This is a genomic window from Bradyrhizobium sp. 154, assembly GCF_023073875.1.
GTDB lineage: Bacteria > Pseudomonadota > Alphaproteobacteria > Rhizobiales > Xanthobacteraceae > Bradyrhizobium.
This window is the reverse complement of the sequence record NZ_JADPKG010000114.1, coordinates 25155-46107: the sequence shown is the minus strand read 5'-3', so window position 1 is coordinate 46107 and position 20953 is coordinate 25155. Positions and strand designations below refer to the sequence as shown.

At 64.3% G+C, this 20953-nt stretch carries 12 protein-coding genes and 3 pseudogenes; 9 read left to right on the top strand and 6 right to left on the bottom strand.

What is annotated here, in order from left to right; all coding sequences use genetic code 11:
* The first annotated feature begins 32 nt into the window (after positions 1 to 32).
* From IVA92_RS30310 to IVA92_RS30290, 5 genes and pseudogenes are all read left to right on the top strand, one after another.
* On the top strand, positions 33 to 2534 hold the full coding sequence (locus IVA92_RS30310) for a penicillin-binding protein 1A (RefSeq protein WP_247277234.1): 2502 nt from the start codon (positions 33 to 35) through the stop codon (positions 2532 to 2534).
* A 105-nt stretch (positions 2535 to 2639) separates the two neighbouring features.
* Positions 2640 to 3771 (top strand): peptide chain release factor 2 gene (gene prfB / locus IVA92_RS30305; protein WP_247277233.1). Its coding sequence is split into 2 segments (ribosomal slippage): positions 2640 to 2708 and positions 2710 to 3771, totalling 1131 coding nucleotides; the frame shifts between segments, so codons are not numbered across the junction.
* A gap of 2 nt (positions 3772 to 3773) precedes the next feature.
* Positions 3774 to 4655, top strand: coding sequence for an NAD(P)-dependent oxidoreductase (locus IVA92_RS30300; protein ID WP_247277232.1), 882 nt, complete (start codon positions 3774 to 3776; stop codon positions 4653 to 4655).
* A gap of 143 nt (positions 4656 to 4798) precedes the next feature.
* Positions 4799 to 5708, top strand: a pseudogene (locus tag IVA92_RS30295) (DMT family transporter).
* 110 nt (positions 5709 to 5818) lie between these two features.
* Positions 5819 to 7053, top strand: a pseudogene (locus IVA92_RS30290) (ABC transporter substrate-binding protein).
* Between the two features lie 18 nt (positions 7054 to 7071).
* On the opposite strand, the gene IVA92_RS30285 reads toward IVA92_RS30290, so the two are convergent.
* Together IVA92_RS30285 and IVA92_RS30280 are read right to left on the bottom strand one after the other, a co-directional pair.
* Positions 7072 to 8439 carry a M23 family metallopeptidase gene (locus IVA92_RS30285; protein WP_247277231.1) on the bottom strand — a complete coding sequence of 456 codons (1368 nt, stop codon included), beginning with the start codon at positions 8437 to 8439 and terminating at the stop codon, positions 7072 to 7074.
* Between the two features lie 110 nt (positions 8440 to 8549).
* Complete coding sequence (locus tag IVA92_RS30280) at positions 8550 to 9230, bottom strand: peroxiredoxin (protein ID WP_247277230.1); 681 nt, start codon at positions 9228 to 9230, stop codon at positions 8550 to 8552.
* A 168-nt stretch (positions 9231 to 9398) separates the two neighbouring features.
* On the opposite strand from IVA92_RS30280, the gene IVA92_RS30275 reads away from it, so the two are divergent.
* Positions 9399 to 13235 (top strand): DUF3971 domain-containing protein, encoded by a 3837-nt coding sequence (locus IVA92_RS30275; protein WP_247277229.1) that lies wholly within the window; start codon positions 9399 to 9401, stop codon positions 13233 to 13235.
* A gap of 67 nt (positions 13236 to 13302) precedes the next feature.
* Here the strand turns inward: IVA92_RS30275 and IVA92_RS30270 are convergent.
* From IVA92_RS30270 to tyrS, 4 genes and pseudogenes are all read right to left on the bottom strand, one after another.
* Positions 13303 to 14995 (bottom strand): annotated as a pseudogene (locus IVA92_RS30270) (methyl-accepting chemotaxis protein).
* A 344-nt stretch (positions 14996 to 15339) separates the two neighbouring features.
* Positions 15340 to 15777 carry a DoxX family protein gene (locus IVA92_RS30265; protein WP_247277227.1) on the bottom strand — a complete coding sequence of 146 codons (438 nt, stop codon included), beginning with the start codon at positions 15775 to 15777 and terminating at the stop codon, positions 15340 to 15342.
* A 218-nt stretch (positions 15778 to 15995) separates the two neighbouring features.
* Positions 15996 to 17252 carry an MFS transporter gene (locus IVA92_RS30260; protein ID WP_247277226.1) on the bottom strand — a complete coding sequence of 419 codons (1257 nt, stop codon included), beginning with the start codon at positions 17250 to 17252 and terminating at the stop codon, positions 15996 to 15998.
* A 57-nt stretch (positions 17253 to 17309) separates the two neighbouring features.
* Positions 17310 to 18563: a tyrosine--tRNA ligase gene (tyrS, locus tag IVA92_RS30255; protein WP_247277225.1), complete on the bottom strand. Its 1254-nt coding sequence runs from the start codon at positions 18561 to 18563 to the stop codon at positions 17310 to 17312.
* Positions 18564 to 18727: 164 nt separating this feature from the next.
* Here tyrS and IVA92_RS30250 point away from each other — a divergent pair, with 164 nt between their 5' ends.
* The 3 genes from IVA92_RS30250 (at position 18728) to IVA92_RS30240 (ending at position 20940) form a co-directional block, all read left to right on the top strand.
* A complete protein-coding gene (locus IVA92_RS30250; RefSeq protein ID WP_247277224.1) occupies positions 18728 to 19831 on the top strand; it encodes an anhydro-N-acetylmuramic acid kinase in 1104 nt (367 codons plus the stop codon).
* Positions 19832 to 19928: 97 nt separating this feature from the next.
* The gene (locus IVA92_RS30245) at positions 19929 to 20606 is read left to right on the top strand and encodes a glutathione S-transferase family protein (protein ID WP_247277223.1); all 678 of its coding nucleotides are present in this window, start codon (positions 19929 to 19931) and stop codon (positions 20604 to 20606) included.
* Between the two features lie 10 nt (positions 20607 to 20616).
* Positions 20617 to 20940: a multidrug efflux SMR transporter gene (locus IVA92_RS30240; RefSeq protein ID WP_247277222.1), complete on the top strand. Its 324-nt coding sequence runs from the start codon at positions 20617 to 20619 to the stop codon at positions 20938 to 20940.
* Positions 20941 to 20953 lie beyond the last annotated feature (13 nt).

The window sequence follows — 20953 nt, the reverse complement described above, 5'->3', positions numbered from 1 at the left end:
GCTGATCCAGAATTTGAACGGATAAACACATAATGCGCTTGCTGGTGCGGTTCATGGGCTTCCTGTTCGCCGCGGGAACAGTGGTGTTCCTTGTCGGTGTAGGGGCCGTGGCAGGCCTGATCTGGCATTTCTCCAAGGACTTGCCGGACTATTCTCAGCTTCAGGATTACGAACCGCCGGTGATGACACGCGTGCACGCGGTCGACGGTTCGCTGCTCGGCGAATACGCCAAGGAGCGACGGCTGTATCTGCCGATCCAGGCGGTGCCGAAGCTCGTGATCAACGCGTTCCTGGCAGCCGAGGACAAGAATTTCTACGAGCATGGCGGCATCGACTACACCGGCATGGCGCGCGCAGGTCTGGTCTACATCCAGAACTACGGCTCGAACCGGCGTCCGCAGGGCGCCTCCACCATCACCCAGCAGGTCGCCAAGAACTTCCTTCTGACCAATGAGGTCTCCTTCGCCCGCAAGATCAAGGAAGCCTTGCTGGCGATGCGCATCGAGAAGACTTACTCGAAGGACAAGATCCTCGAACTGTATCTGAACGAAATTTATCTCGGCCTTGGCGCCTACGGCATCGCGGCGGCGTCGCTCGTCTATTTCGACAAATCGGTGAACGAGCTCACCGTTGCGGAAGCCTCCTATCTGGCGGCACTGCCGAAGATGCCCGCGACCCTGCATCCGGTGCGCAACCGCGACCGTGCCGTCGAGCGCCGCAACTACGTGGTCGACCGTCTGCTGGAGAACGGCTGGATCAAGCAGGCCGACGCCGAGAAGGCGCGCAAGGAGCCGCTGGCCGTCACCAGCCGGTCCAATGGCGCCCACACGTTCGCCGGCGAATATTTCGCGGAGGAAGTCCGCCGCGATATCTTCGAACGCTATGGCGAGAAGAAGCTGTATGAGGGCGGTCTCTCTGTCCGCACCACGCTCGATCCCAAGATTCAGGTCATGGCGCGCAAGACCATGGTCGCCGGCCTCGTGAACTATGACGAGCAGCAGGGCTATCGCGGCGCCATGAGCAAGCTCGATATTTCGGGCGACTGGGGCGTGAAGCTTGCCGAGATCAAGTCGCTCTCCGACATCTCGCCATGGCGTATGGCGGTGGTGCTGGAGACCAGCGACCAGTCGGCGCGCATCGGCTTCCAGCCGAGCCGTGAACTCGGCGGCGCCGTGAGCAAGCAGCGCGAGACCGGCCTCGTCACACTCGACGGCGTTCGCTGGGCGCGGGCCGTGCAGGGCGGCACAAAGGGCAAGACGCCGACGGCGGTGTCGCATGTGCTCCAGCCCGGCGACGTCATTTATGCCGATCCGCTCTACAAGGACGGCCAGCCCGTCGAAGGCCAGTACCGGCTGCGCCAGATCCCAGAAGTGTCGGGCGCGATGGTGGTGATGGACCCCTGGACCGGCCGTGTGCTCGCGATGGTCGGCGGCTTCTCGTTCGATCAGAGCCAGTTCAATCGCGCCACGCAGGCCTATCGACAGCCGGGTTCGTCGTTCAAACCGATCGTCTATTCGGCCGCCCTCGACAACGGCTATACGCCGTCGACCGTGGTGCTCGATGCGCCGATCGAAATCGACCAGGGCCAGGGCGCCGGCGTGTGGCGGCCTGAAAACTTCTCCTCGGGCAAGTTCCAGGGGCCGGTGACGCTGCGCAACGCGCTGCGGCAGTCGCTGAACACCGTGACGGTGCGCCTCGCGCAGGACATCGGCATGCCCCTGATCGGTGAATATGCCCGCCGCTTCGGCGTCTATGACGAGCTGCCGAACTATCTGTCCTACGCGCTCGGCGCCGGCGAAACGACGGCGATGCGCATGGTCACGGCGTACTCGATGCTCGCCAATGGCGGCCGCCGGGTGAAGCCGACTTTGATCGACCGCATCCAGGACCGCTACGGCCACACCATCTTCAAGCACGACCAGCGCGAATGCCGCGGTTGCGACGCGCCGGGCGGCTGGAAGAACCAGCCCGAGCCGCAGCTGATCGACCGCCGCGAGCAGGTGCTGGACTCCATGACCGCCTATCAGATCACCGAGCTGATGGAAGGCGTGGTTCAGGCCGGTACCGCGACCGTGGTCAAGGAAGTCGGCAAGCCGATCGCAGGCAAGACCGGCACCACCAACGAGGCCAAGGACGCCTGGTTCGTCGGCTTCTCGCCCGACGTCGCCGTCGCCATCTACATGGGCTACGACAAGCCGCGTCCGCTGGGTAAGGGCAATGCCGCAACGGGCGGCCATCTGGCAGCTCCCATAGCACGCGATTTCCTCAAGCTCGCGCTCGCCGACAAGCCCGCCGTTCCGTTCAAGGTGCCGGCCGGCATCAAGCTCGTGCGCGTCGCGGCCAAGACCGGCATGCGCGCCGGCCCGGGCGAGACTGGCGGAACCATCCTCGAAGCCTTCAAGCCGGGCACGGCGCCGCCGGACAACTACGCAGTCATCGGCGTTGCTGACGCCGATGGGCGCATGCCGGCGTCGCAGCAGCAGCAGCCGGATTCCGGCTTCTTCATGCGGCCGGGCACCGGTGGGCTGTATTAGCTGATAACGCCGACGTTTGATGGTGGGCGGTTGCGCTTTGGCGCCGCCGCCGCTACATCCCGTTGCAATCGTAAGCGGAACAATTCCGCGACATCAGAGAGCGATATGCGCGCCGAAATCGAGCGGTTGGTAGAAGAGATCAAGCAGTCAGTCGGGCTGCTGAGGAGGCATCTTTGACGTCGAGAAATCGACGGCGCGCCTCGCTGAGCTGAACAAGCTCGCAGAAGATCCCAACCTCTGGAACGATCCCCAGAAAGCCCAGAAGCTGATGCAGGAGCGCACCTCGCTCGAGGATGCGTTGTCGGGCATCGGCAAGGTCGAGCAGGAGCTCGAAGACGATATCGGCATGATCGAGCTCGGCGAGGCCGAGGGCGATGACGGCGTGGTCGCCGAGGCCGAAGCCGCGCTGAAGAACCTGAAGAAGGAAGTGGCGCGGCGCGAGCTCGAGGCGCTGCTGTCGGGCGAGGCCGACCGCTTCGATTCCTATCTCGAAGTCCATGCCGGCGCCGGCGGCACCGAGAGCCAGGACTGGGCGCAGATGCTCTTGCGCATGTACACGCGCTGGGCCGAAACCCACGGCTTCAAGGTCGAGGTGCTGGAAGAATCCGAGGGTGAAGAGGCCGGCATCAAATCCGCGACCATTCAGGTCTCCGGCCACAACGCCTATGGCTGGCTGAAGACCGAGGCTGGCGTGCATCGCCTGGTGCGCATCTCGCCTTTCGATTCCAACGCGCGGCGGCACACCTCGTTCTCGAGCGTGCAGGTGTTCCCCGTCATCGACGACAGCATCAAGATCGACATCAAGGAATCGGACGTCCGCACCGACACAATGCGTTCGGGGGGCGCCGGCGGTCAGCACGTCAACAAGACCGAATCCGCGGTGCGCCTGACGCATATTCCGACCGGTGTCGCGGTGGTCTGTCAGGCCGGTCGCTCCCAGCACAAGAACCGGGCGCAGGCCTGGGACATGCTGCGTGCGCGCCTCTACGAGATCGAGCTGAAGAAGCGCGAGGAGAAGGCCGCCGCCGACCAGGCCGCCAAGACTGACATTGGCTGGGGCCACCAGATCCGCTCCTACGTGCTGCAGCCCTATCAGATGGTGAAGGATCTGCGCACGGGTGTGCAGACCTCCGACACCTCGGGCGTGCTGAACGGCGAGCTCGACGAGTTCATGGCGGCGACCCTGGCGCAGCGCGCCTTCGGCACCACCACCGGCGAGATCGAGGACGTGGACTGATCATGCCCCGCGTCGCCTTCATCGGGCTTGGACGGATGGGCCATGGCATGGCCGGGCGCTATCTCGATGCCGGCTTCACGGTGACGTTGTGGAATCGTACCAAGTCCAAGGCCGAATACCTGATCGCGCGTGGCGCCCATTGGGCAACGTCCCCTGAGGACGCCGCGATCGATGCCGACGCCGTCGTGACCATGGTTGCCGATGACGAGGCCTCGCGTGCGGTCTGGCTTGGGCCCAAGGGTGCTGCCAAGACCGCGAAGGCAGGCACCATCGCGATCGAATGCTCGACCGTCTCCTATGACCATGCCCGCGAGATGGGCCGCGAGCTGAATGCGCGCGGCCTCATCTACATCGACTGCCCCGTGACCGGATTGCCCGATGCGGCCGCAGCCGGGAAGCTGACACTCTTGGCTGGCGCCGATCCGGCCGATCTCGCTCGCGCGCGGCCTTATCTCGACCCAATCGGCTCGACCATCCGCCATTTCGGTGCGGTCGGCACCGGGACGGTCTACAAGCTCATCAACAATCTGATGGGCGCGATCCAGATCGCCGGCCTCGCCGAGGGCCTTGCCATCGCCGAGCAGGCCGGACTCGACATGAATCTGGTGCTGGAGTCGATTCTGTCAGGCGTCGCGGCAAGCCCGCAGGTGCAGCGCCACTCCAAGCGCATGGTTGCCCGCGATTTCAGCGGTGCGACCTTCACGTCGGCGCTGCGGCACAAGGATGCCGCTTATGCCGTGAATTTGGCGGAGAGCCTGCTGGCCAGCAAGCCGCTGGTCGCGCGCGCCGCCGTCGAGGCCTACGCGCAGGCGAAAGCGACGATGCCCGACGATGATGAAGGCAGGATGATCGAACTGGTGTCGCGGCCGAAGACATCCTCCTAGCCAAGTGCACCCAACATGGGGCCACCTTGGCAGCTCCATTCATTCCGAGCGCCGGTTTTGTAAACCATGGCTTCGTCGGAAATCGGGTGGCACTGTCCACCGCACCGTTCTAGGGAATAGGCTCGCCGCCAAGCTGAGACGCCATGTCCCGGAACGACAACCGCATCGATGCGCGCGACTGGTCGCTGCTCGCCGTGCTCTCGGTGCTCTGGGGTGGCTCGTTCTTCTTCAACAGCGCGGGCTTACGGGAATTGCCGCCGCTGACGCTGGTGTTCCTGCGCGTCGCGCTTGGCGCGGCCATTCTCCTACCGTTGCTCCGTATGCAGGGGATCGGCTTCCCCTCGGGCACGATGGGATGGAGACCGTTCGTCGCGATCGGGCTGCTCAACAACGTGATTCCGTTCTCGCTCATTGTGATCGGCCAGACTTTCATTCCGAGCGGCCTGGCGTCGATCCTGAACGCGACCACGCCGCTGTTCACTGTGGTGGTGATGGCGGCGGCCGGCGACGAGGCCTTGCAGATGCGTCGTATTGTCGGGGTGGCGCTGGGGCTTGCCGGCGTGATCGTCCTGCGCGGAGGGGGTTTCGAGACAACGCCGGGGCCGGGACTCGGTATCCTGCTCTGCCTCGGCGGCGCCTTCAGCTATGGTCTTGCGGCTCGCGGCGCGGCGGTTGCTGAAGGACACGCACCCGCTTGGAACGGCGACATTTCAACTGATGGCATCCACCGTGATGATGGCGGTCGTCGCCGGCGCGGTGGAGCGGCCCTGGCAGCTACCGCTACCGAGCCCGACGACCTGCCTCGCCGTGCTTGGTCTTGCCGCGCTTTCAACGGCGCTCGCCTACATCGTCTTCTTTCAGATCGTGCGGCGCTCGGGCGCGAGCAATGTCATGCTGGTGACGCTGCTCATTCCCGTCACCGCGATCCTTCTGGGATGGCTGGTGCTGGGTGAGCCGATCTCCACGCGCGAGATCGCCGGCGCCATCGTCATCGGCAGCGCATTGCTGGTGATCGACGGACGCGTGCCCGGCCTGCTGCGCCGCGGCGCGTAAGTTCCCGCTCTATCGTTTCATCTTGCGGAAAATCCCGGCGCTTGCCAGCGGCAGGGCGCCTTGCGACACTCCCTGCATAACAAGACTACAAAAATACAGGGGAGAGAACGATGCCGGGTCGTCGCACCAACCTTGCTGCCCTCGCCATGCTTGCTGCCGGAGTGCTCGCCACGACACCGGCCTCGGCGCAGAAAAAATACGACCCCGGCGCCAGCGACACCGAAATCAAGATCGGCAACATCATGCCCTATAGCGGGCCGGCGTCCTCCTATGGCGTGATCGGCAAGACCGAGGCCGCCTTTTTCAGGATGATCAACGATCAAGGCGGCATCAACGGGCGAAGGATCAACTTCATCAGCTATGATGACGCCTATTCGCCCCCGAAGGCGATCGAACAGGCGCGCAAGCTCGTCGAGAGCGACGAGTTCTCTTGATCTTCCAGTCGCTCGGCACGCCCTCGAACTCCGCGATCATGAAATACATGAACGCCAAGAAAGTGCCGCAGCTCTTCGTGGCCTCCGGTGGCACCAAGTTCGGCGATCCCAAAAATTTCCCCTGGACCATGGGCTTCCAGCCCAACTATCAGAGCGAGGGGCGGATCTATGCAAAGTACATCCGCGATCATTTCCCCGACAGTAAGATCGCGGTGTTCTGGCAGAACGACGATGCCGGCAAGGACCAGTTCAAGGGACTGAAGGACGGGCTTGGCGACAAGGCCAGCATGATCATCGCGGACAAATCCTATGAAGTCAGCGATCCCTCGATCGACTCGCAGATCGTTGCTCTTCACGATTCCGGTGCGGACATATTCTTCTCATGGGCCGCGCCAAAAGGGTCGGCGCAGGCAATCCGGAAGGTGGGTGAACTCGGCTGGAAGCCAAAGTTCTTCCTGGCCAACACCGCGACCTCGGTTGCCTCGGTGCTCAAGCCGGCCGGGCTGGACTATTCCAAGGACATCATCTCGACAGTCTATCTGAAAGACCCGACCGATCCGACCTGGGACAAGGATCCGGCTGTGGTGAAATGGCGCGCGTTCATGGACAAATATTATCCCGATGGCGACAAGACTAACGCCAACAATGTCTATGGCTACGTCCAGGCCGAAGCGATGGTCCAGGTCCTGAAGCAGTGCGGCGACCATCTCACCCGCGAGAACGTGATGAAGCAGGCTGCGAACCTGAAGGATTTCCACACTGACCTGATGCTGCCGGGCATCATGGTCAACACCTCGCCCGACGATTATTTCCCGATCGAGCAGATGCAGCTGATGCGCTTCAACGGGCAGGCGTGGGAGCTGTTCGGTGACGTCATCACCGGTGAGGTCGGCCACGAGCGCAGCCAGTAATCCGCCGCTGTATCAGCGTTAGCCCGCGCTGAGCCGCACGCCGGCGCGCAGAAACTTCTGCGGATCGACCGCTTCGCCCTCGATGCGGGTCTCATAGTGTAAATGCGGACCGGTGGAACGGCCGGTCGAACCAACGAGACCGATCACCTGGCCGATCTTGACGACCTCGCCGATCCTGACGTTGATCTCGGAGAGATGGCCATAGCGGGTCGAAAGCCCGTTGCCGTGATCGACCTCGACCATGCGGCCGTAGCCGCCGGACCAGCCGGCGGAAATCACCTTGCCGTTGGCGGTGACGCGAACGGGATCGCCGGTGGCGGCGCGGAAGTCGAGCCCGGTATGCATTGCGGGCCGGCCGAGGAAAGGATCGCTGCGCACGCCGAAGCCGGAGGTGAACTCGACCTCGCCAATGACGGGCTTGCGATAAGGCACCAGCGCCAGCGTGCGATTGAGCCGGTCCAACTCGGAGCGCGTGGTGTTGATGCGATAGAGCTGCTTCTCGAACGGCCCGGCGTTCGGCGTCAATTTGACGGGTACGTAAGGCCCGCCCATTGCGGTGCGCGGTACGGCGGCTTCGAGAGTGGCGAGGCTGAGGCCGAGATCGCTGACGACGCCGCGCATCCGGCGCATGCGTGAATCCATGCTTTCCTCAACGGCGTTGAGCGCCGCCATCTGGCGACGCTCGACCTGATCAAGCGAAGCCGTGAGCCGGACCAGGACGTTGTCGAAGCCCTGGCTCTTGGCGAATTGGCTGGTCGGCGGCGCCGCGACGGTCGGCGCGCGCGACTCGAGCCGCGCTTCGCGATCCGGCGGCGCCACGAAGATCACGGTGTCGCTGATCGGCGACGGCTTCGGCGTGCCCTGGGTTGCGTTCTGGCCGGCGTCACCACGCTGCGGTGTCGAGCGCGGGATCGACCCGGTCACGTCGGGCATGGCGCCGAGCGCCGTCGCCCGGGATTCCAGCGCCGTCTGGCGATTCATGATCTGGTCGAGCTTCTGATCGAACTGCTCCTGGTCGAGCAGCTGCCGGCTGGTGGTGCGGTCAACCTTGGCGCGCAGCTCGGCGATACGGTCTTCATAGGCGTACTGCATCTCGGCCTGGCGGGCGATCAGCCGGGTCAGGACGTCGTCGCGGAAGGCGAAGTAGGTGGCGGTGGCGGCCGACCACAGTCCGAGCAGCACGACCGTGCCGACCACGATCCAGAACACCACGGGTCCGAAGCGGACTTGCTTGCCGGCATGGACGATGGTGTAGGCGTCGTCGGTCGCGGGAAGGGGAATCGCAACCGCCGCCGCTGGGGCGGCTGGATGGCGATGGAAGGCCCGTCCGTGGTGATGAGGATGATGTTGGGGGTACTGCGAGTATTGGGCAGAACTTTTCGACATCGGCACTCCCGCGCCGGTCGGATGAGTCCGTACGGCCTAATTGCCGCAGCAATCTGGGCCGGTCATGGTTAATTTTCCGGAAACGGGAACATTCGAATTTAAAGGACTGGTTAAAGACTTCTTGCCGCTTCCAGGACCTCATCGGCATGGCCGTCGACCCGGACCTTGCGCCAGATCCGGGCCACCTTGCCATCGCTCCCGACCAGCACCGTGGTGCGAAGAATTCCGAGGAAACTCTTGCCATACATGGACTTTTCGCCCCAGGCGCCGTAGGCCTCCAGCATCTCGTGCGTCTCGTCCGAGACGAGTGGAATGGTGAGCTTGTGCTTGTCGCGGAACTTTTCCTGGGCCTTTAACGGATCCGCGGAGATGCCGAGCACGGCCGTGCCGGCAGCCGTGAAGGCGTCCGCCAGCCGGGTGAAGTCGATGGCCTCCCTGGTACAACCGGGCGTGTCGGCGCGGGGGTAGAAGAACAGCACCAGCTTTTGCCCGGCATAGTCCGCCAGCGTGACCACATCGCCGCCGTCGCGGGGCAGACGGAAGGCCGGAGCCTTCTGGCCCTCGGTCAAGGCGACCTTCGCCGCCGCGGGCGACTTGGAAGAATTTAACTGTTTCGAGGCGGCCTTATGCGATCCTGCTTTTGCTACGGTCTTGGTTGATTTGCTCGCCGGCGTCCGCTGTGTTTTCGCGGACCTTGTTTGAGTCGCTGCCCGCGTTTTCAGGGTCTTCTTTTTAGCCGTCGGACTGCCGGAGGGCGTTTTGGACGATTTCTTTTGGGATTTCTTGGACATACGCCTTCCTTTCGTCGCTTTCGGCAGGTCAACCAAAGCGGTATTGCAGCTCTCGTCCGGTGTGCCGGAATCGCGCCCTCGGCTGGGCAAGTCTGACGACGCCGGAGTATGGTTACAAGGAATTCCACGCACCACCCCACTGCTCGTTGAACGCGCTGCCGGGGCGAAATGACGAACAGCAGGAATATTCGAAGTACGGCGGCATTGCCGGCGCAGGGGCCTTCGCTCCCCGTCGACGGCTGCGGTCCCGGCGGCGCTCAATCCGACGATGGACGCCTGTATCGAGAGGCAATGGCAAGGAATAAGTCGCCCCAGGATTACACGCGGGACTTCGATCGGCGCGGCGGTCAATCACAGCCGCAGGAATGGGATGACGCCGATTGGGATCCGGATCAGGAGGAGGCGGCGGGCCATCGCGCGCGCCGGCTGTTATCGCGTTCCAATTCGGGTTTCCATCGCCTCGGTGACGGGTTTGGATCTTTGCGTCGCTGGCTGGGCGGCGGCCGCTGGCTGAAGCGGCTGGCCGTCGCCGTTGGCGTCCTCGTCGTCATTTTCGTCGGCTGTTTCGGCACGCTGTGGTGGCGGCTCGGCGCCGGTCCCATCAATCTCGACATTGCAACGCCGTGGCTGGCAGCCGCCATCGAGGACAATATCGGCCACGGCAACACCGTAGAGGTGGGCGGCACCCAAATCGAGCGGGCGGGGCGGGTCCGGATCGCCGTCCGCATCCGTGACATCGTCGTCCGCGACCGCGATCACGCCATCGTCGCCAGTGCGCCGAAGGCCGAGGTCAAGCTGTCGGGTACGGGTCTCCTCATGGGGCGCCTGCGCGCAGAAAGCCTCAATCTCGTCGATGCCGAGCTCGCGATCCGCATCGCACCTGACGGCACCGTCACGGTCTCGGCCGGCGATACCGCAAAGCCGCTGGCAACCGGCGTGGCCTCCAAGAAAGAGGCAGGCTTGCCGCCGACATTCCCACGCAATGGCGTCCCGCCGCCGCCATTCGCCACAGCGCCTGCGGGCCCGGACCCATCCCAGGCTGCTCCCCAGGCGACCGCACAGAGCGGAATTCTTCAGGGCCTCGATTGGCTCGACAGTCTGAGCATGACCGGCCTCGACGGCCAGAACCTCAACGAGATCGGCCTGAAGAACGGCAATCTGATCGTCGACGACCAGCAGCGCGGCAGCAAATGGTCGTTCGAGAACATCACGCTCAGCCTGCGCCGCCCGAGCAGTGGCGGCGTCGCGCTCAGTCTCGGCGAGGAGGGCGCGCGCCCGTGGATGCTGCGCGCCACGATCGGGCCGGCCGAGAACGGCGTGCGCTCGGTCGACATCCGCGCCGACAAGGTCTCGACCTCCAACATCCTCTTGGCGCTGCGGGTCAAGGATCTCACCTATACCGCGGACCTGCCGCTGACGGGCGAGCTGAAGGGCGAACTCGGCCGCGACGGCGTGCCGACCTACTTCCGCGGCAAGATTGCGGTCGGCGCGGGCAACATCATCGACACGGACACGCCCGATTATCCGATGGCGATCGACTCGGCCGAGATCAACGTCGAGTGGGACGCGAACCGGCGGGTGCTGGTCGCTCCGTTCAAAATTCTCTCCGGCGCCAACCGCCTGACCTTGCTCGGGCATCTCGAGCCACCGAATGGCGCCACCAATGACTGGCAGCTCGGCTTCAATGGCGGCTCAATCCTGCTTGGTGGCATCGACAACGAGCCGCCGCTCGTCTTCAACCGTATTGCGATCGGTTTCCGTTTCGACACTGACCACAAGCGCCTCTTGCTGACGCAGGCCGATATCAGCAATGGCGAGATCGGTGTCGCCGGCACCGGTGCCATCGACTATTCGGGCGAGCCGCGGCTGACGCTCGGCTTTGCGGGAACGCCGATGTCGGCCTCCGCGCTGAAGCGGATGTGGCCCACATTGATCGTTCCCGAGCTGCGTGAATGGGTGATCGAGCGGATCGAGCGCGGCACGCTCCAGCGCATCGAGATCGGCGTCAACTCGCCGGTGAAGAACCTTCCGCGCAAGGGGCCTCCCATCCCCGACGACGGCCTATCGGTCAACATCGTGGCAGGCGGTGTCGCGGTGCGTCCGGTGGACGGCATGCCGGTGGTGCACGATGCCGATCTGAAGGCGCGCGTGACCGGCCGCACTGCGACCGTGAACATCGGGCAGGGCATTGCCGATACGCCCGCCGGCCGCAAGATCACGATCTCCGACTTCACTTTCGAGGTGCCGGACATGGCGCCCAAGCCGTCGCCGTCGCGCACGAGATTTCGCGTCGACGGACCGGTGCCCGCGGCGGCCGAAATGCTCTCCAATGATCGCCTGAGCGATCTGTCTTCGACCGTCGTCGATCCCAATACCAGCAAGGGGACGTTCTCGGCGAACATCCAGCTCGGCATGCCGGTCAAGGGCGAGCTGACCAGGGCCGACACCACCTATGCCGTGACAGCCGAGCTCAACGGCTTTGCCGCCGACAAGCTGGTGATGAACCAGAAGCTGGAGGCCAACAACCTCAAGATCATCGCGAGCAACCAGGGCTATCAGGTCAAGGGAGACGTCAAGATCAACGGGCAGGCCGCCTCGCTCGACTATCGCAAGCCGGCCGAGGGCGATGCGGACGTCAGATTGCAGGCGACGCTGGACGATGCCAGCCGCGCGCGCCTGGGGTTCGATCTCAGCCCTGCCGTGAGTGGATCGTTGCCGATCAAGCTGTCGGGCAAGATCGCGAGCGGCGCGGATCAGACGACGAAGCTCGGCGTCGAGGCCGACCTGACCTCGGTGAAGCTCGACAACATCTTGCCCGGCTGGGTCAAGCTGCCGGGCAAGTCCGGCAAGGCCAGCTTCAAAGTGGTGCCGGCGGCGCAATCGACGCGTTTCGAGGACATCGTCATCGAGGGCGGTGGCGCCTCGATCAAGGGCTCGCTCGAGATCGATGCGAATGGCGACCTCATCAACGCAAACTTCCCGACCTATTCGCCCTCCGACGGCGACAAGGCCTCGTTGAAGGTGGAGCGCAGCCAGGACGGCGTGGTGCGCGGCACCATGCGCGGCGACGTGTTCGATGGCCGCGGTTTCCTGAAGTCGGCGATCTCAGGCAATTCCAAGGACGATGCCAAGAACAAGCTGAAGAACATCGATTTCGACATCGACGTGAAGCTCGGCGCCGTCGCCGGCTTCAACGGCGAGGCGATGCGCAGCGTCGATGCCAAGATGTCGAAACGCAACGGCGCCGTCAAAGCCTTCACGCTGAGTGGCAAGATCGGCCGTGATACGCCGGTGGCAGCCGATTTGCGCGGTGGGCGCGCGCAGGGCAGCCGTGAAGTGATCTATCTCCAGACCAACGATGCCGGCGCGCTGCTGCGCTTCACCGATACCTATACCAAGGCGGTCGGCGGCCAGATGGTGGTGGCGATGGAGCCGCCGACATCCGAGCCGAACACGTCGCGCGAGGGTCTCATCAACGTGCGCGACTTCACAGTCAAGGGCGAGGCGCAGCTCGAGCGCGTTGCTGCCGGCGCGCCCAACGGCACCGGCAACGGCGTCTCCTTCAGCGCGCTCCGCGCCGAGTTCACCCGTCAGAATGGCGCGCTCACGATCCGCGACGGCGTCGTCAAGGGACCGATGATCGGCGCCACCATCGAGGGCTCGATTGACTATCCCGGCAACCAGGTGTGCATGAGCGGCACCTTCGTGCCGATGTATGGCGTCAACAACATCTTCGGCCAGATCCCGTTGTTCGGCATCTTCCTCGGCGGCGGCAACAACGAGGGGCTGATCGGCGTGACCTACGAGGTCGTCGGCACCCCGGCCGCGCCCGTGATGCGCGTCAATCCGATCTCGGCAATGGCGCCGGGCCTGTTCCGCAAGATCTTCGAGTTCAACACCGGCAAGCAGAACTCGCCATTCGAGGAATTCCAGTCGCAATCGAACGACGGGTCGACCGGTTCGACGCGGCAGCTGTCGAGCGGTTGCAGCCTGGCGCGGCGATAGAAGCGGGACTCAAGAGTCCGTCACGCCCGGGCCTGTCCCGGGCATGACGCATGTGGGGGTCGGAAACTTACGCCGCGCGCACGCCAGCCAGGAACGTCCCGACCTCGCCGGAGAGCTGTTCGGCCTGCTTGGAGAGGCTCGAGGCGGCCGCGAGCACCATGCCGGCAGCGTTGCCGGTCTCGTTCGCAGCCGTGCTAACGGCGCTGATATTGGTCGTGACCTCCTGGGTCGCTTCTGCGGTCTGCGACACGCTGCGGGCGATCTCGGCGGTGGCGGCACCTTGCTCCTCGATGGCCGCGCCGATCGAGGTCGCGATGCGACTGACCTCCTCGATGGTGGCGGTGATGCCGCCGATTGCGTCCACCGCTTCTTTGGTCGCGCCCTGGATCTGGGCGATCTTGTCCCCGATCTCGCGGGTGGCTTCCGCGGTCTGGCTCGCGAGCGACTTCACCTCGGAGGCGACCACGGCAAAGCCACGACCGGCTTCGCCTGCGCGTGCAGCCTCGATAGTGGCGTTGAGCGCGAGCAAATTGGTCTGTGCCGCGATGCTGGAGATCAGCTCGGCGACGTGCTCGATCTGCTGGGCACCGTCGGACAGCGCGCGCACGATCGTGTCGGTGCGGCGCGCACTGTCCACCGCGCGTCCGGTGACTTCGGCGGACTGCGCGACCTGACGGCTGATCTCGGTGATGGAAGAGGAGAGCTCTTCGGCGGCGGCCGCGACGGTCTGGACGCGCTGGCTGGCCTCCGTAGCGGCCGAGCCGACCACGGCGGCGCGGCGGTTGGTGCCTTCGGCGGTGGAGGACATCGACTTGGCGGTCGCCTCGAGTTCGCCGGAGCCCGAAGCCATCAGCCCGACCAGCTGGCCGACGGACGCATCGAAGCGGTCGGCAAGCGCGATCAAGGCATCGCGTTTCTCCTGCTCGTTACGGGCCTTGGTGGCGACCTGCTCGGCCTCCAGGTTACGCGCGGTCAGCGCGGTTTGCCGGAGCACTTCGAGCGTCTCGGCCATGCGGCCGATCTCGTCGCCGCGATCGGTCTCTTCGACCGCCTTGTCGATGGCGCCTTCCGAGATCTGATGCATGCGGTTCTTCTGGCGGTCCAGCGCGGCGAGCACGTCGCGGGCGATCAGCCAGGACAGCATCGCCATCAGCAGCATCAGGCCGACGCCGATGGCGGCGAGCTCCAGCGTCAGCGCGCGCACGTCGGCGTCGATGTCGTCGACGTAGAGTCCGTAGCTGATGGTCACGTTCCAAGGCGCGAATCTGCGCGCGAACACGGTCTTGCGGACCGGCTCAGTCTGGCCGGGGCGGGGATAGAGATAGGAGGTCACGCCACCCTGCGCGGTGTCGGTGCCGGCCCTGATGATGGCGTCGGCAATCAACACGCCGTTGGAATCCTTGGCGCCGGTGATCTTGCCTTCGAGCTGCTGATTGGCGCCGTTCACGACCAGGGAGGTGTCCTGATTATAGACCACCGGGTAGCCTTGACCGCCGTTGAAACTCATACGGCGGCCGCGTTGATGGAACAAGCTCTTGGCCTCGGCTTGCGTGAGCTTGCCGGCTGTCACCTCGTCCTGGAGCGATTGCGCGTAGTTATAGAGGAGCTCCACCGCCGTCCGCATCTGCTGGACGCGGTCCTCCATCATGCGGCCCTTGCTCAGCACGGCCGATACCCCGATGATGGCCGTGACCGTGAGCGCCGCGAGGCAGACCATGCTGGCAAGCTTGGCGGATCTTCAGATGACTGAGCAGTTGCATCACGGTCTCAACGAATGGTGGTTATTGCTCGCGTCGGTAGCATGAAGTTCTTACCAATCATGAACGGACGCGGGCAACGCGCTGCCATGCATGCGGCGTTCGCAGTCGCATGCGCAAACGCGCCGCGCCTGCGCATGGCGCATCCAATCGCGGGAAGAATTGATGCTGGATTTTGGTGTGGCCGAGCCTTGCCGGGACAGCAATGAGTCGATTCGTTCACCGCATCATCATGTCGGTGCTGCTCGTGGCGGCTCTCGTTCTCATCTGGAACGTGCTGGGCGCGCGTTGAGCCGGCACCGGCAAATGCGCCGGTGCCCTGTCTTTCCTTCGAATCCGCGAGCGCGTCAGCGCCGCGCGTAGGCGCCGCCGGTCGAATCGCTTTCCTTGCCCATCGCCGCATCGACGCTGACCGAGCCGCCGCCGGCTGCCGAGAGGTAGAGGCAGGCGAAGCAGAACAGGATGGCGGCGGTGCCGCCGTTGAGCAGCGGCAGGAACACCGGCGTTTCGCCCTTGAACATGTGGCCCATGAAGTAGGCGAAGGCCATCTCACCCGAGAGAATGAAAGCCGCGAGGCGGGTGAACAGACCGAGCATCAGGAGCGCACCGAGCACCAGCTCGATCGCGCCTGCCGTCCAGATCAGCGGCGGGATGTTGGCGAAGTAAGGAAGCACTGGAAACTTGAAGATCTTCGCAACGCCGTACTGGAACAGCAAGAGGCCGGTGATGAAGCGAAACAGGCTCAGGAGAACCGGTTGAAAGCGAGTGAGATAGGGAAAGTTCATTGGTTTGTGCCCTCCATCCAATGCGCGACTTGGACCGTATTCGATTCCGCCTCGCAAGCCATCAGGATCAATTCCGCGCTGACATTTTCGTCATGTCGGACAAAACACCGCAGGCTCCGCCCTCAGTCGCGCGCGATCCGGATTTTTTCCTGTGTTGGCGTCGTGCCCATCCGTAATTTTCCGGTGACGCAAACGAACTCAAGTTACCCCTGGGAAACCTACCGTCGCAAGGCAGGCACGACCAGGAATGGAATCATCCCGAGCACCACACTCGCAAGTGCGAAGGCGAGCAGCGCGTTGTAGCCATGGGTCGCGTCATGGATCAGGCCGCCGCTCCAGGAGCCGAATGCTGAGCCGAGGCCACTGCCGATCGAGATGGTGCCATAGATGGTGCCCACCCGTTTTCCCTGGAAGATTTTCATCGCGGTTGCGGTGATCAGCGGCCCGCGCGAGCCCATCATGCTGCCGAAGCAGACGACGAAACCGGTGAGCAGGATGATGTTCGGATAATACTGCAAGAGCCAGAGCAGGAAGATGCCGAGCATCGAGATCGCGTAGCTCAGCAGCACCGACGGCCGGCGCCCGATCAGCCCGTCGAGCGCGGAGACCCCCAACATCCCGAACACCAGCACGACGCCGGAGAAGCCCCAGGCAGTCGCGGCCTGAAGCGGCGGGAAACCGGCATCGATCAGATAGGCCACGATCTGCGCCGCGATCGCGTACATGCCGACCGCGGTGAAGAAGAAGGTCGAGAACAGCGCCCAGAAGGCGTGATGGCGCATGGCGCCAACAAGCGTCCAGCCGTTGTCAACGAAATCTGGATCGGTCTTCTTGGTCACGTGCGGCGAGCCGGCAGCGAACAGCGGCCATGGCAGCAGCATGAGCGGCACCAGCAGGCCCAGCGCAGCGAAGCCGAACAGCTGATAGGTCTCGCGCCAGCCGATGTGATCGATCAGGAGCTGCGAGGCCGGCAGCAGCGCCAGCACGCCGCCGCCCATTGCCGAATAAACCACGGCCATCGCGGTCGGCAGCCGCGGCCCGAACCAGCGGCCGAGCAGAATCGAATTCGGCACGTTGCCGATGAAGGCGACCCCGATCCCGACACACAGTCCGATCGAGAGCTGGAATTGCCAGAGCGCTTGCGCATGGCCCGCAATCAGGAAGGCCGAGCCGAGCAGGAACAGTCCGAGCGCATAGACGACGCGGGGACCGGAATGGTCGAATAGCCGCCCGACCAGAGGCGCGGTCAGTCCGCTGACGAGCCAGGTCAGCGAATAGATCGAGACGACCTGCGCGCGATCCCAGCCAAAGCTTTCGGAGATGGGCTTGAGGAAGACGGTGAAGCTCTCGCTGAGGCCGCGGCCAAGGACAGCCAGCGCGAAACACAGCGCGAGCACGACGAGCGCGGTCCGCACGGCACCTCCCGGCGCAGCCGCTGCGCGGTCCTCGGCCTGCCTGGGCGTGTTCTGGTCCATTGCCGGTCAAGGAGCGCGCTTCGCCGCGCCCTGACAAGCAGCGAAAAGCTCATACGCCTATGCAGGCTTGATGAGGACGTGCTTCTTCTTGCCGAACGACAGCTTGATCACGCCTTCCGGTGTCAGATTGGCCACCGAGAGTGCCATCTTCTCGTCGGTGACGGGGGCGTCGTTGATGCGCAGGCCGCCCCCCTTGATCTGGCGGCGGGCTTCGCCGTTTGAGGCAACCAAGCCCGCCCGAACGAAGGCGCTGAGCACGCCGAGACCATCGTCGAGCTCGCCACGCGGAATTTCCACAGTCGGCAGGCTTTCGGCGAGCGCACCTTCCTCAAAGGTGCGGCGCGCGGTCTCTGCTGCCTCGTTCGCGGCATCGCGGCCGTGCAGCAGCGCAGTCGCCTCGGTGGCGAGCACCTTCTTGGCCTCGTTGATCTCCGAGCCGCCGAGGGTCTCGAGCTTCTTGATCTCGCTGATTGGCAGCGTCGTGAACAGCTTCAAGAATTTGCCGACGTCGGCATCCTCGGTGTTGCGCCAGTACTGCCAGAAATCATACGGCGAGAATTGGTCGGCGTTGAGCCAGACCGCGCCCTGCGCGGTCTTGCCCATCTTGGCGCCGGACGCGGTCGTCAGCAGCGGCGTCGTCAGCGCGAACAACTGGTGCGTGCCCATGCGGCGGCCGAGATCGACGCCCATGATGATGTTGCCCCACTGGTCCGAGCCGCCCATCTGGAGGCGGCAGCCGGTGCGCTTGGCGAGCTCGACGAAGTCGTAGGCCTGGCAGACCATGTAGTTGAACTCGATGAAGCTCATCTCCTGCTCGCGCTCGAGGCGCAGCCGCACGGAGTCCATGGTCAGCATGCGGTTGACCGAGAAATGCCGGCCGACGTCGCGCAGCATCTCGATCCAGTTCAGCTTGGTCAACCACTCGGCGTTGTCGAGCATGACAGCGTCGCTCTTGCCTTCGCCATAGCGCAGCACCTTGGCGAACACGCCGCGGATCGAGGCCTTGTTCGCCTCGATCTCGGCGACCGTGCGCATCGCGCGCGTCTCGTCCTTGCCGGAGGGATCGCCGACCATGGTGGTGCCGCCGCCCATCAGCGTGATCGGCTTGTTGCCGGATTGCTGCAGCCAGTGCAGCATCATCATGGTCAGATAGTTGCCGATATGTAGCGAGGGGGCGGTGCAATCGTAGCCGACATAGGCGGTCGCCTCGCCCCTAGCGGCGAGCGCGTCCAGCCCCTCGAAATCGGAGCACTGGTGGATGAACCCACGTTCCTGCAGGGTGTTGAGGAAATCCGATTTGAATGCAGTCATTTGTCGGCGTGCCTGACAATTCTTGGTTTACTGTTTTGGGAGCAATTTAAGGATCTTGCGTGGGAACTCGATTGCCACCCGCCACTTGGCGCAGTGGCATTATAAGATGTGTCCCTCTGGCACAAGATCGGCATGCCAGGGTGGGCCTTTGAGGACGCTGGTCCATGATGTTGACGGCACTCGGTCTGATGAGCGGCACCTCGCTGGACGGGGTGGATGTCGCGCTGATCGAAACCGACGGAAAGCACGTCAAGGCGTTCGGACCGACCGGCTACCGGCCCTATGGTCCGGCCGAGCGCAACCTGCTGCGCCAGGCGCTGAGCGAGGCCGTGCACCTACGGCAACGTGATGCCCGGCCTGGGATCCTGACCGAGGCTGAGCGCGCAGTGACGCAGGCCCATGCCGAGGCGGTCGCCGCTTTCGTCGCGCAGAACCGGATGAGGCCGGAGGACATCGACATCGTCGGCTTCCACGGCCAGACCGTGCTGCACCGGCCCGAACAGCGGCTGACGGTGCAGATCGGCGATGGGCCGGCGCTGGCCAAGGCGATTCATATCCCGGTCATGTATGATTTCCGCGCCGCCGACGTCGATGCCGGCGGGCAGGGCGCGCCGCTCGTGCCGGTCTATCATCGGGCGCTCGCCAATTCGCTGGAGCGCGAGGGCCCGATCGCGGTGATCAATATCGGCGGCGTCTCTAACATCACCTATATCGACGGCAGCGACACGCTGATCGCTTGCGACACCGGCCCCGGCAATGCGCTGCTCGACGACTTCATGTACCGCACCATGAACCAGGCGTTCGATGCGGAGGGAAGGTTCGCCGCGCTCGGCAAGGCTGATGAGGCCTGGATCGCGCGGGCACTGGCGCTGCCGTTCTTCGCAGCGCCGCCGCCAAAGTCGCTCGATCGCAACGACTTTGCCGCGCTGAAGCTCGGCGACATGGCACCGGCCGACGGCGCCGCGACGCTGACCGCGTTCACTGCGGCCGCGATCGCCCGCATCATACCGCTGCTGCCGCGACGACCGCGCAGCTGGATCGTTTGCGGCGGCGGGGCCCGCAACCTCACGATGCTGCGGATGCTCCGGGAGCGGGTGGGCTCGGCGACGGTCGAGGCCGCGGAGACGCTCGGCTGGGCCGCCGACGCTATCGAGGCGCAGGCCTTCGGTTTCCTTGCCGCGCGCGGCCTCAAGGGCCTGCCGCTATCCTATCCGGCAACGACGGGCGTGCCGATGCCGATGACGGGTGGGGTGATTGCACGGCCTTGAAGATCACGGGCAGTTGACGGAAGTGCATTGATCTTGACATGTGCATGCATCTGCATCTATCTAGATGCAGTTGCATTTAACTGTCGGGATCGCCACCATGACCGCTCCGCTCAAACTGATCAGTCACAAGCTTTGCCCCTACGTGCAGCGCGCCGTGATCGCGCTCAAGGAGAAGGGCGTGCCGTTCGAGCGGATCGATATCGATCTCGCTGACAAGCCGGACTGGTTCTTGAAATTGTCGCCGCTCGGCAAGGTGCCGGTGCTGGTGGTTGCGACAGACAAGGGCGAGGTTGCGTTGTTTGAGAGCAACGTGATCTGCGAGTACATCGAAGACACACAAGGCGGTGCGAAGCTGCACCCGACGGATGCGCTGAAACGTGCCGAGCATCGCGCTTGGATGGAGTTCGGCTCGGCGATCCTCGGCGACCTCTGGGGGCTGGAGACGACGACCGATCCGGCAACATTCGAGAGCAAGCGCCAGGCGCTCGCGGCCAAATTCGCGCGCGTGGAAGCCGCGCTTGGTGTAGGGCCGTATTTCGCGGGCGACGCGTTCAGCCTCGTGGATGCAGTGTTTGCCCCGATCTTCCGCTATTTCGACGTGTTCGATGAATTGATTGAGCTCGGAATCTTCAACGATCTGCCCAAGGTCCGCGCGTGGCGGGCCGAGCTCGCGAAGCGTCCGAGCGTGCGCTCTGCGGTCGGCGCGGACTATCCGCAATTGCTGCGGGCGTTCCTGGTGCGCCACGACGCGCATCTCTTGAAGCTCGCGGCCTGAGGCTACGCCGATGTCGCAGTCCACGGCCTGGCTCATGCTGGTGATCGCCGGCGCGCTTGATGTCGGCTGGGCGATCGCAATGAAATATGCGGAAGGATATACGCGCGCAGGCTGGAGCATCGCCTCGCTCGTACTGCTTGCCGCCTTCGTCTTCCTGCTCGGGCGTGCCTTGAAAGTGCTCGAGGTCGGCGTTGCCTATTCGGTGTGGACCGGCATTGGCGCGGCCGGCACGTTCCTGATGGGCGTCGTGCTGTTCGGCGAGACCTTGAGCGCGGTGAAGCTTGCGGGCATCGCACTCGTGCTGACGGGGATCGTCGCGCTCAAGCTGGCGTAGTCAGCCCATACTG

Excerpts from the sequence above, each read along its gene's own strand:
- IVA92_RS30310 (WP_247277234.1), top strand. The coding sequence starts at position 33 with ATGCGCTTGCTGGTGCGGTTCATGGGCTTCCTGTTCGCCGCGGGAACA.
- IVA92_RS30300 (WP_247277232.1), top strand. The coding sequence starts at position 3,774 with ATGCCCCGCGTCGCCTTCATCGGGCTTGGACGGATGGGCCATGGCATG.
- IVA92_RS30285 (WP_247277231.1), bottom strand. The coding sequence starts at position 8,439 with ATGTCGAAAAGTTCTGCCCAATACTCGCAGTACCCCCAACATCATCCT.
- IVA92_RS30280 (WP_247277230.1), bottom strand. The coding sequence starts at position 9,230 with ATGTCCAAGAAATCCCAAAAGAAATCGTCCAAAACGCCCTCCGGCAGT.
- IVA92_RS30275 (WP_247277229.1), top strand. The coding sequence starts at position 9,399 with ATGACGAACAGCAGGAATATTCGAAGTACGGCGGCATTGCCGGCGCAG.
- IVA92_RS30265 (WP_247277227.1), bottom strand. The coding sequence starts at position 15,777 with ATGAACTTTCCCTATCTCACTCGCTTTCAACCGGTTCTCCTGAGCCTG.
- IVA92_RS30260 (WP_247277226.1), bottom strand. The coding sequence starts at position 17,252 with ATGGACCAGAACACGCCCAGGCAGGCCGAGGACCGCGCAGCGGCTGCG.
- tyrS (WP_247277225.1), bottom strand. The coding sequence starts at position 18,563 with ATGACTGCATTCAAATCGGATTTCCTCAACACCCTGCAGGAACGTGGG.
- IVA92_RS30250 (WP_247277224.1), top strand. The coding sequence starts at position 18,728 with ATGATGTTGACGGCACTCGGTCTGATGAGCGGCACCTCGCTGGACGGG.
- IVA92_RS30245 (WP_247277223.1), top strand. The coding sequence starts at position 19,929 with ATGACCGCTCCGCTCAAACTGATCAGTCACAAGCTTTGCCCCTACGTG.
- IVA92_RS30240 (WP_247277222.1), top strand. The coding sequence starts at position 20,617 with ATGTCGCAGTCCACGGCCTGGCTCATGCTGGTGATCGCCGGCGCGCTT.